The organism is Curtobacterium flaccumfaciens (assembly GCF_051548005.1).
Classification (GTDB): domain Bacteria; phylum Actinomycetota; class Actinomycetes; order Actinomycetales; family Microbacteriaceae; genus Curtobacterium.
The window spans coordinates 37,580-48,440 of sequence record NZ_JBPUGH010000007.1 but is presented as its reverse complement, the minus strand read 5'-3'; the positions used below and the strand labels follow the sequence as shown (position 1 = coordinate 48,440).

6 protein-coding genes, 1 tRNA gene and 1 pseudogene are annotated in these 10,861 nt (G+C 71.5%); 3 read left to right on the top strand and 5 right to left on the bottom strand.

Annotated features, from left to right (window positions below):
• Positions 1-59: 59 nt before the first annotated feature.
• The 3 genes from ACSW7Y_RS02220 to ACSW7Y_RS02210 all read right to left on the bottom strand — a co-directional run bounded on the left by ACSW7Y_RS02220 (position 60) and on the right by ACSW7Y_RS02210 (position 4,590).
• A tRNA-Met gene (locus ACSW7Y_RS02220) sits at positions 60-136 on the bottom strand.
• Between the two features lie 63 nt (positions 137-199).
• On the bottom strand, positions 200-3,226 hold the full coding sequence (locus tag ACSW7Y_RS02215) for a UPF0182 family membrane protein (RefSeq protein WP_438124717.1): 3,027 nt from the start codon (positions 3,224-3,226) through the stop codon (positions 200-202).
• Positions 3,227-3,480: 254 nt separating this feature from the next.
• Positions 3,481-4,590: a YlbL family protein gene (locus tag ACSW7Y_RS02210; RefSeq protein ID WP_438124716.1), complete on the bottom strand. Its 1,110-nt coding sequence runs from the start codon at positions 4,588-4,590 to the stop codon at positions 3,481-3,483.
• A gap of 104 nt (positions 4,591-4,694) precedes the next feature.
• On the opposite strand from ACSW7Y_RS02210, the gene ACSW7Y_RS02205 reads away from it, so the two are divergent.
• Both ACSW7Y_RS02205 and ACSW7Y_RS02200 read left to right on the top strand, forming a co-directional pair.
• On the top strand, positions 4,695-6,119 hold the full coding sequence (locus ACSW7Y_RS02205; protein ID WP_438124715.1) for a zinc-dependent metalloprotease: 1,425 nt from the start codon (positions 4,695-4,697) through the stop codon (positions 6,117-6,119).
• A 69-nt stretch (positions 6,120-6,188) separates the two neighbouring features.
• Positions 6,189-7,061, top strand: a pseudogene (locus ACSW7Y_RS02200) (hypothetical protein); the annotation flags it as partial.
• Here the strand turns inward: ACSW7Y_RS02200 and ACSW7Y_RS02195 are convergent.
• Positions 7,018-8,784, bottom strand: a complete 1,767-nt coding sequence (locus ACSW7Y_RS02195) for an ATP-dependent helicase (RefSeq protein ID WP_438124714.1) — start codon at positions 8,782-8,784, stop codon at positions 7,018-7,020. The pseudogene ACSW7Y_RS02200 and the gene ACSW7Y_RS02195 sit on opposite strands and share 44 nt — an antisense overlap.
• The gene (nudC, locus tag ACSW7Y_RS02190; RefSeq protein ID WP_438124713.1) at positions 8,781-9,716 is read right to left on the bottom strand and encodes an NAD(+) diphosphatase; all 936 of its coding nucleotides are present in this window, start codon (positions 9,714-9,716) and stop codon (positions 8,781-8,783) included. The genes ACSW7Y_RS02195 and nudC overlap by 4 nt, the downstream gene beginning before the upstream one ends.
• A 95-nt stretch (positions 9,717-9,811) precedes the next feature.
• Between nudC and ACSW7Y_RS02185 the strand changes: the two genes are divergently transcribed.
• Entirely contained in the window at positions 9,812-10,810 is a 999-nt protein-coding gene (locus ACSW7Y_RS02185) for a phosphotransferase (protein WP_438124712.1), read from the top strand.
• The last annotated feature ends 51 nt before the right edge of the window (positions 10,811-10,861 follow it).

The window sequence follows — 10,861 nt, the reverse complement described above, 5'->3', positions numbered from 1 at the left end:
GTGCAGGCCGGGAACGACGAAGGCCCCGGTCCATCGGACCGGGGCCTTCGTGTGACGCTTGGTTGCGGGGGCAGGATTTGAACCTACGACCTCTGGGTTATGAGCCCAGCGAGCTACCGAACTGCTCCACCCCGCGGCACATCCAATAGCCTAGCGGGGCCCGTGGCGGGGTGCAAATCGAGCGCCCCGCCACGGCGTGTCAGTTGCCGCCCTCGGCCTTGGTCGCCGCCTCGATGGCGTCCTGCAGCCGCTGGTCCGCCTCGGCGGCGGCCACGAGGTCGTTCTTCGCGTACGCGGCCTGACGGTCGGAGAGCGCCTGCTTCGCCTCGTCGAGGGCCTTCTGCAGTGCGGCGTTGTCCGTGCTGCCCGAGCTCGAGCCCGACCCAGAGGACCCGGAGTCGGACGAACCCGAACCCGACGAGCCGGAGTCCGACGAACCGCTGGACGACCCGGAGTCGGACGAACCGGAACCCGAACCCGAGTCCGACGAACCGTCCGAGACGCCCTGGTCGCCCGCGTTCGCCCCGGAGTTGCCACCGAAGAGCGTGTCGAGCGCCTGGTCGAGGGTGTCCTCGAACGCGATCTTGTCGCCGAACGCCACGAGGACCTTCTGCAGCAGCGGGTACGAACCGCTCGACGTCGACTGGACGTAGACGGGCTGGACGTAGAGGAAGCCGCCGCCGACCGGGAGTGTGAGCAAGTTGCCCTGCTTCACGGTCGAGTTGCCCCGCTTCAGGATGTTCAGCTCCTGCGACACGTTCGTGTCCGAGTTGAAGAGGTTCTGCACCTGCAGTGGACCGGGGATGTTGTCCGTCTTCGGCATCGTCAGCAGTGTGAGCTTGCCGTAGCCGGACGCCTTCTTGCCCTTACCCGCTCCGCCGGCGTCCGAGTCGACCGCGAGGTACCCGGTCAGCACGTTCCGGCTGTCCGCGCCACGTCCCGACTGCTGCGGGATGTAGGTCGTGTACAACGAGTACTTCGTCTCGGAACCCGGCACCTTCATCGTCAGGTAGTACGGGTCCTGCAGGTCGTCGGCGCTGGTCGTCGTCGTGGTCTGGACTCCGAGGCCGTTGGTGTTCGTGTTCGTGATCGCCGACGAGTCGGAGGACGACGAGTCGCTGTTCGCCTCCTTCGTGGGCTCCTGCGGCGTCTGCCAGGCGTCGTCACCCGAGTAGAACGAGTTGGCGTCGGTGACGTGGTAGGTCGCGAGGATGGACCGCTGCACCTTGAAGAGGTCGGTCGGGTACCGGACGTGGTCGAGGAGTTCGGCGCTCATGGACGACACCGGCTTGAGCGACGTGGGGAAGATCTTCTGCCACGTCTTCAGCAGCGGGTCGGAGGTGTCCCACGCGTAGAGCGTGACCTTGCCCGTGTACGCGTCGACCGTGGCCTTGACCGAGTTCCGGATGTAGTTCACCTGGTCGGTGCTGTAGGCCGACGACTCGGCCCCGCTGATGCTCGCCTGCAGGCTCGCGCTCTGCGAGTAGGGGTACGCGTTCGTGGTGGTGTAGCCGTCGACGATCCACACGATGCGGTGGTCGACGATGGCCGGGTACGCGTCCTGGTCGGTCTGCAGGTACGGCGCGACCTTCTGGACGCGCTGCACCGGGTTGCGGTCGTACAGGATCTGCGAGTCGGCGTTCACCCGCTGGGACAGCAGGATCTGCTCGGACTGGAACTTCGCCGCGTAGACGAGGCGGTTGAAGAAGTTGCCGATGCTCGGTCCGCCGTTCGCGGAGTACGTCGTCGTGGCGTTGCCGCCGCTGTTCGCGTCGTCGCTCTCCTCGGACCCGGACGGGTAGTCGAGCTCGATGTTCTTGGAGCCCTTCGGCGCACCGACGATCGAGTACTGCGGCGAGTTCTCACCGAAGTACACCCGCTGCTGGAAGTCGCCGAGCGCGCCGCTCGAGGGGATGCCCGACTCGAGGAAGACCGGCTTGCCGTCGCTCGCGCGCTGGTTGCCGTAGGCCGCGGCCACGCCGTAGCCGTGCGTGTAGACGAACGTGCGGTTGTACTGCGTGTTCGTCTTCGCGCTCAGCCCGTCGAGGTTGATGTCGCGGACGGCGATCACGGTGTCCTCGGTCTGGCCCTTGATGTCGTAGCGGTCGACGTCGAGGGTGTCCGGGAACTTGTAGTACTGCCGGTACTGCTGGAGCTGGCTGAAGGTGTCCGAGACGATCTTCGGGTCGATCAGGCGGATGTTCGCCGTCGTCTGGGCGTCGGAGGCCAGGGCGCCCGACGACGCGCTCGTCTTCGCGTCGTAGTTCCGCTCCTGGGTGGTCGCGACCCCGTAGGCGTCCCGCGTCGCGTCGATGTTCCGCTGGATGTAGGACGACTCGTACGACCCCTCGGACGGCTTGACCTGGAGGCGCTGCACGATCCACGGGTAGATGCCGCCCACGACGATCGCGGCGACCAGGAGCAGCCCGGTGCCGACGATCGAGATGCGCCACCGGCCGATGACGGCCGTCACGATGAAGAGGATCGCGACGATCGCCGCGATGCCGGCCATGATCTCGCGACCCGGGATGACCGCGTTGACGTCGGTGTACTGCGCGCCGGTGATGAGCGAGTTGTTCTTGGCGAGGGTCGCGTACTGGTCGAGCCAGAGGCTGACCGCCTGGAGCGCGATGTACACGGCGGCCGTGACCGCCAGCTGCACGCGCGCGGCGCGGGAGATCCGGACCTCGCGCCCGCCGAAGCGCATGGCGCCGTACAGGTAGAGGGCGGCGAGCGCCGCGAGCCCGGCGATGAGCACGACCGCCGAGGCGTACGCCACGACCGAGCGCCAGAACGGCAGCTCGAAGACGTAGAACCCGATGTCGAGCCCGAACTGCGGGTCCTTCTTGCCGAAGGGCGTCCGGTTGAAGTACTCGAGCACCATGCTCCAGCGACCGGACGTGGAGAGCCCGGCGAAGACGCCGAGGACGACCGGGATGCCGATCATGACCGCACGGCGCAGCGGCTCGATGACCTGCTGGTAGCGGTCGAGCTGCGAGTTGAGCTTCGCGTAGACCGGCCGGAAGCGGAACGCGAGCGCGATGCTGAGGTAGACCGGCACGGCCATGCCGAGGAACCCGGCGAAGAACATCGACGTCCCGGCGATCCAGCGCGTGGTCAGGACCTGCTGGAACCCGAGCTGCGCGAACCACGCGTAGTCGGTGTAGAGGCTGGCGAAGATGAAGAAGCCGATCACCAGTGCGGCCAGCACGATGATCGTGACCACGATCGGGACCCGCGGCGAACGCCGCCCAGAGGAGGATGGACCCGAGGTGGACGAGGTGGTCGTCACTTGATGTGCTCCAGACGTGTCGGACCGGCGGGCCCGGCGCGGCGGGCCGTCAGTGCGTCGATCCTATTGGTCGCCACCGACAGTGAAACTGTACGGGGACTCAGGAAGGTGGTCCGGGCCTCCCGGCAGACCGCCTGGAGGCGCGGATCGCGACGTGCGCGCACGTCGCGTGGCGCGGACGGCCGGGCCTACGACCCGCAGCGCGCGAGGCCCGCGGTGCTCTTCCCGGCTGCGATAGTCTGCAGGTCGGTGACCGCCTGGTCGAGTGTCGCGACCTTGTAGACGTCGAGGCCGTCCGGGACGTGGCCGACGACCTCGTCGCAGTTGTCCGCGGGAGCGAGGAAGATCGTCGCGCCCGCGTCCTTCGCGCCGTACATCTTCTGGCGGATCCCGCCGATCGGCCCGACCTGGCCCTGCGCCGTGATCGTCCCGGTGCCCGCGACGTGCTTGCCGCCGTTGAGCTTGCCGGGCGTGATCTCGTCGATGATCCCGAGCGCGAACATCATGCCGGCGGAGGGGCCGCCGACGTCCTGCAGGGTGATCTTCACGTCGAAGGGGAAGTCGTAGCGCTCGACGACGCCGACGCCGAGGAGCGCGGTGCCGTCCTGCTCACGCGGGGTGACCCGGACCTGCCGCTCGTTCCCGTCGCGCTCGATCGTGATCGTCGCGGGCGTCGACGTGCCGTGCTTCGCGACGGCGGCGCGGAGGCTCGACGCGTCGACGTCCTCGCTCAGCTGGGTGCCGTCGAACGCTCGGATGACGTCGCCCTTCTCGATCGTGCCGTCGGCGGCTGACCCCTTCTGGACGGTGCCCACCTCGAGCTCGGTCGGTACCGGGATGTCCTGCTGCACGAGGGCTGCGGCGACCGCGGACTGCTGCGACTGCTGCATGTCGGCGGTGTCCTGCTGGCTGATCTGCTCGTTCGTGGTGCCGGGCGGGTAGATCGCGGAGGCGGGGACCACGGCCTGCGACTTCGTGAACAGCGCGCGGATGACGCTCGTCCAGCTCGGCCGGTGCGTGGCGTCGCCCTGGACCCCGACGGTCAGCATGTCGAGCGCGCCGGACGTCGGGTAGGTCTTCCGGCCGGAGATCTGGATGAGCTCGACCTGCTTCGCGTCCTTCCCCTCGCCCTGCTCCTGCGTGCCGATGGTGTTGTAGACCGGACCGGGCACCTCGATGAGGTACGGGCTCGGCAGGAAGCTGGCGAGGAGGCCGAGCACGACGGCGCCGATGACGAACGCCCAACCGAGCGTCCGGGCACGCGATCGACGACGGGGCTCGGGGGCGAAGAGCGTCACGCAGGGTCCTTCCACGGGGGTGTTCGCCCTCGGCGCAGCGGTTCGGGCGTTCCCACGGGAGCGTCCCAGGTCGGTGCCCGTGAGCAGCGGTTAGCGTAGTCGGCATGCCTGATGAACCGCAGCCGGGGCCGGACGACGACTTCCAGGAGATGCTGCGCAAGCTGCTGTCCGGGGAGGGCCAGATCGACCCGTCGCAGCTCGCCGGTGCGGCCGGGCTCCCCAACGACCCGGCGTTCGTCGCGAACCTGATGAGTCAGCTCCAGCGGGCAGCGCAGTCGGGTGGGGACGGCATCGACTTCTCCGTGACGGCTGAACGCGCGACGGCGATCGCACGGGAGGGCGGTCACGCTGTCGACCCGGCGACCTCGCAGGCGTCGGACCAGGCGTTCCAGGTCGCCGCACTGTGGCTCGACGAGGTCACGACGGTCGCCGAGCTCACGGCCACCCCGAGCCTGTACACCCGCGAGCAGTGGGCGAGGGCGACCGCTCCGGTGTGGACGCAGATCGCCGAGCCCGTCGCGTCGAGCATCGCGAACGCCCTCACCGAGGCCATCGACCAGCGTGCGCCCGAGGAGCTCAAGGCCATGCTCGGCGACGTCTCGAAGGCGATGCGCGGCGTCGGCGGCGCACTGTTCGCGATCCAGCTCGGGCAGGTCGTCGGGCAGCTCTCGAAGGAGGTCGTGTCCGGCGGCGACGTCGGCGTCCCCCTGCTCGACGAGCAGGTCGCGGCGCTCCTCCCCCAGAACGTCGCGGAGTTCGCCGAGGGGCTCGACGTCCCCGAGGACGAGGTCCGCATCTGGCTCGCCGTGCGCGAGCTCGCACACGCCCGGCTCTTCCGCTCCGCGCGCTGGCTCCGGCTGCACATCATCTCGTCGATCACCGACTACGCGAAGGGCATCCACATCCCCTTCGACCGGGTCGAGGAACTCGCCGCCGACATCGACCCGACCGACCAGGAGCAGCTCCGCGACGCCCTCGCGTCCGGCGCGCTCATCCCCCCGCGGACGCCCGAGCAGGACGCGGCGCTCGCCCGCCTCGAGACGATGCTCGCGCTCGTCGAGGGCTGGGTCGACACCGTCACCGCCGCCGCCACCGCACGGCTGCCGCGAGCGGACGCGATCGCCGAGATGGTCCGCCGACGGCGTGCAGCCGGTGGTCCGGCGGAGTCGGCGTTCGCCACGCTCGTCGGCCTCGAGCTCCGGCCGCGCCGACTGCGCGAGGCCGCGGCGATGTGGCAGCGGGTCACCGACGAACTCGGCGCCGAGGGCCGCGACGCCCTGTGGTCGCACTTCGATGCGGTGCCCACATCCGAGGACATCGACGCCCCGGACACGCTCGTGCTGCGACTGAAGAACCCGGGCTTCTCCGCGGAGGACGACGAGTTCGACAAGGCGCTGCAGGACCTCCTCGACGACAGCACCGGCAGCCGCCCGCACGAGGACGAGCAGGGCCGGGTCGCGGACACCGACGGCGGCGAGGACGGCGAGGGTCACGCCGGCAGCGACGGCGACGGCGGTCCGAAGGCCTAGCGGCCAGCGGTTCTCCACAGATCGTGGCCGTCCGCCCCGAGGACGGCCCGGGTGCGCGACGGTGGATGCATGGGCATCCGCATCGACCCGACGCTCGAGTTCGTCTGGCGCGACCCGGCGACCGTGCAGCTCGGGATCGATCCGCCGCGCGCGGTGGTCCCGGTGCCCACGACGGCGGAGGAGCGTTTCCTCTGCGCACTGCGGCGTGAGACCGGTCGCGATGCCCTGACCGCGCTCGCCGGGACGCTCGGGTGCCGGCCCGAGGTCGCGGCGTCCGTGCTCGCGGCTGCGTCCCCCGCCGTCGTCGAGGTCCTGCCGCGTTCGTCATCCCGGGTGCAGGTGCACGGGGCCGGTCCACTCGCAGACCTCATCGCCGCCCACCTGGCCGGCGAGGGCGCTGCGGTCGTCCGGACGTCCTCGAACGAGCGTGAGCCGCGCACACGTGACCGGGCCGCCGGAACCCGGATCGGCGGTGACGTCCCCGCCGGTGAGGCTGCCCCGGACGACGAGGGTCTGCTCGACTTCGCCGTCGTCGTCGCCGACCACGTGGTCGATCCGGCGCTCCGGGCATCGTGGACCCGGCGCGAGGTGCCGCACCTGGCCGTGGTGGTCGGCGACGGCACGGTGCGGGTGGGACCGGTGGTGTCCGGCGACACTGGTCCGTGCCTGCAGTGCCTCGAGTACGCCCGCTCGGACGAGGACCCGGCGTGGCCGGCGATCGCCGCGCAGGTGTGGGGGCGCCCGGCCGCGGCGCTCGGCGCGTGGCGGACCGCGGCGGTCGCCGTCACGACCGTGCGGATCGTGCTCGCCCGCCTGCCGAGCGCGACCGTCGCCCGGGGGCGCCCGGACGACCAGGCCGACGACGTCCAGCTCGTGTTCGACCGGTCCGACCTGGCGGTCACCCGCCGCTCGGTGCCGCCCCATCCGCGCTGCGCGTGTCGAGCGCTGCCAGGAACCGACTCGGCGCCCGCGTGCCCCCGCGCACCGACCCCTGCCGCGACCACGTCACCGTCACCGAGCGACGCGCTCGGGTGAGACCCACGTAGAACAGTCGTCGTTCCTCGTCGACCTCGGTGTCGGTGGTGGCGTGCGAGATCGGCAGGAGCCCCTCCGCGGCGCCGACGATGACCACGTGCGGCCACTCCAGACCCTTCGAGGAGTGCAGGGTCGCGAGCGTCACGGCGTCGAGCTCGGGCTCGTGGTGCGTGGCGGCGCGGTCGACGAGGTCCTGGGTGAACTGCTGCATGGTCGTGCCGGCGGGTGCGTCCTCGGCGAGGCCCATGATCGCCTGCAGGGCCTCCCACTGCTCGCGCACCGCACCCGTGCCCTCCGGTGGTGTCGGGGTCCAGCCGCTGACCTGCAGCACGAGCCCGACCCGCCGGGTGAGCTCGTCGTCGGTCTGCCGCACGGCCTCGCCCCGCATGTGGTGCACCGCGAGCTTCACCTCGGGTCGGTCGAAGAACCGGGTTCCGCCCTGGACGCGGTAGGGGATGCCCGCCCGGCCGAGCGCCGACTCGATCGCAGCCGACTGCGCACCGACGCGGAACAGCACCGCGACGTCGCCGTACGCGGCTCCGCCCGCGACGGTGTCGGCGATCGTCCGCGCGATGGTCTGCGCCTCGTCGCCGTCGTGGACGCACGCGACGACCGTCGGTTCCGGCCCCGGTGTCGTGCTCTGCGCCACGAGGTCGAGCGCGCCGGGCTGGCCGCGCATGAGCGTGTTCGCGGCGTGCACGACCTCGCGTGTCGACCGGTAGTTCCGCTCGAGCCGCAGGACGGAACCCCGCGGGAACTCCGACCCGAACCCGAGCAGGAACCCGCTGGACGCCCCCGCGAACGAGTAGATCGTCTGGCTGGCGTCGCCGACCACGCACACGTCGTCACGGCCACCGAGCCAGGCCCGGAGCAACGCGTGCTGGACGGGCGAGACGTCCTGGTACTCGTCGACGACGAAGAACCGGTACTGCTGCCGGACGTAGGACGCGACCCGGGGCTCCGACTCGACCAGGCCGAGCGTCGCGAGCAGCACGTCCTCGAAGTCGAGCTGACGGCGGTCGTCCTTGAGCTGCTCGTAGGCGCGCATGAGGTCCACCACCCGCCGCGGCGTGGTGTCCCGCGGCATGGTGCGCTCCGCCGCGGCGGCCTCGTACTCCTCGAGCGTGAGCATCTGCACCTTGCGCCACTCGACCTCGGCCGCGAGGTCCCGCAGCACGGGGGTGTCGACGTGCAGCCCGATGGTGTCCGCGGCGTGCGCGATCACCCGCCCCTTCTTGTCCACGAGCCGTGGGGCGTGCCCGCCGACGGTGTCCGGCCAGAAGTAGCTGAGCTGCGCCATCGCCGCGGAGTGGAACGTCCGCGCCTGCACCGTGCCGGCCCCGAGCGCGCGCAGCCGCGACCGCAGCTCACCGGCGGCACGGGTCGTGAACGTCAGCGCGAGGACGTGGTTCGGCGAGTAGGTCCCCGTCGCCACGCCGTACGCGATCCGGTGCGTGATCGCCCGGGTCTTGCCCGTGCCGGCACCGGCGAGCACGGCGACGGGCCCGAGCAGCGTCCGGGCGACCGTGCGCTGCTCGGGATCGAGCGCGGCGAGCAGCTCGTCCGGGGACGGCGCCGCCGGACCGGCTGCCGGGGTGCTCGGCGCGCGGCCGGCGCCGACCTCGCTCACGGCAGGTCCAGCGGCCCGCCGTACCACTCCTCGATGATGGCGCGGGCGATGGAGGTGCGACCGGGCAGCAGCAGGGTGTCCCCGGCACGCTCGCGGATCTCATCGCGCGAGAACCACCGCACGTCGAGGATCTCGACGCCGTCGGGCCGGGCGGTCGTCGGGTCGCCGTCGACCGCGCGGGCGCGGAAGCCGAGCATCAGCGACGCCGGGAACGGCCACGGCTGTGACCCGAGGTACTCGGGCTCCTCGACGCGGACCCCGGACTCCTCCCACACCTCACGTCGCACGGCGTCCTCGAGGGACTCCCCCGGTTCGACGAAGCCCGCGAGCAGCGAGTAGCGGTCCGCGTCCCAGGCGGCGTTCGAACCGAGCAGGATGCGGTCGTCGGCGTCGGTCACGCCGACGATGATCGCCGCGTCGGTGCGCGGGAAGAGCTCGTGCCCCTCCGGGTCGCGACGGACCCAGCCGCCCGTGGTCACCTCGGACGGTGAACCGGTCCGCGGCGAGAACCCGTGCACGGCGTGCCAGTTCGCCATCGCGACGGCCTCGACGGCGAGCCCCTGGTCACGCGCGGACAGCTCGGTGCCGAACATGCGCAGGCTCTCCCAGGCGTCCTCGTCCGGCTCGATCGCCCGGGCGGTGTCCGCGTCGACGAAGGCCGCGACGAACCGGGTGCCGGCGGGAGCGTCGACCGCGTCGGTGATCGCGCGTCCGAGGTAGAGCGTGACGGTGCCGTCGGGGACGTCCGCCGCGGACACGAAGCGGAGCGTGCCGTCGGCGTTCCGGAGCATCTCGGCCCCGCGGAGCGGCAGGTAGCGTGTCGAGGGGTCCTCGCGCAGGACGCGGTCGAGGTCCGGAGTGGTGCGGAACTCGGCGTCGCGGTCGAGCTCGTTCCGGGACAGCGGCAGTCTGGCGGCGAACTCGACGGTCACGGCGGAGGGCTCCTCAGATCAGCGGCTTCGGCCGGGAGCGCCCGGGTCAGCGTGGCGCGCCCGGATGGCGACGACACGGACCTACCCTGATGGGCATGGCGGGATCCCAGTTCACTCTAGCCGCGTTGGCGACGACGGCCGTGCCCGGGCTCGTCGTCACGGGCACGCGCACGCTCGGCTCGGCTGCGTCCGGCGACTACGAGTCCGCGGTCCTCCGCGACGCGGACGGCGGCACCCTCGCGATCCGCCGACCGCGCAACCAGCGCGCCGAGGCGCGGCAGTCGGCCGACCTCGTCGCGATCCGCGCGCTGAGCGCCGGGATCCGCACGCGCCTCCCGTTCGCCGTGGCCGAGTACCGCGGTCAGGCGCCGATCGGGTCCACGCGAGCCATCGTGACCACCTACGTGCCGGGGTCGCACCCGACGCTGCGGTCGCTCGCTGAGCAGCCGGAGCTCGCCACCTCGGTGGGTCGCGCCGTCGCGGCCGTCCACCAGCTCCCCACGAGCTTCGTCACCGACGCCGGCCTGCCGTCACTCACCCCCTTCGAGGTGCTGCGCTCGGCGGTCTCCGTGATGGACCGCGCGGTCGCCACGAAGCTCGTCCCCGCCGCGCTCAAGGAGCGGTGGGAGGGCGCGGCCCGCGACCAGCAGCTCTGGCAGTTCACGCCGACCGTCGTGCACGGCTCGTTCGGGACCGAATCGGTCCTCGCCGACGGCGACACCGTCACGGGCGTCCTCGGCTGGGGCGAGCTGCGGCTCGGCGACCCGGCGAAGGACCTGGCGTGGGTGCTCGCCGGGCGGAAGGACGCGTTCGACACCGTGCTCAGCGCGTACGAGGCGAACGGCGGGGGTCGCGACCGGCAACTCGCGCAGCGCGCACGGGTGCACCACGAACTCGAGACCGCCCAGTGGCTGCTGCACGGCGTGCAGGTGAAGAGCACCGAGGTCGTCGACGACGCGGTCGCGATGATGCACCGTCTGGTCGACGCCGTGCACGCGCCGAGCGCGGCGCCGCTGCAGTCGGTCTCCCCCGAGACGATGGAGATCGGCGAGGTCGAGCAGCTGCTGTCGTCGACGGAGCGTCGACACGGCTGACGCCACCACCTGACGGCCTGGAGGCGCGGCACCGGCCCGCACCGTGCCTCC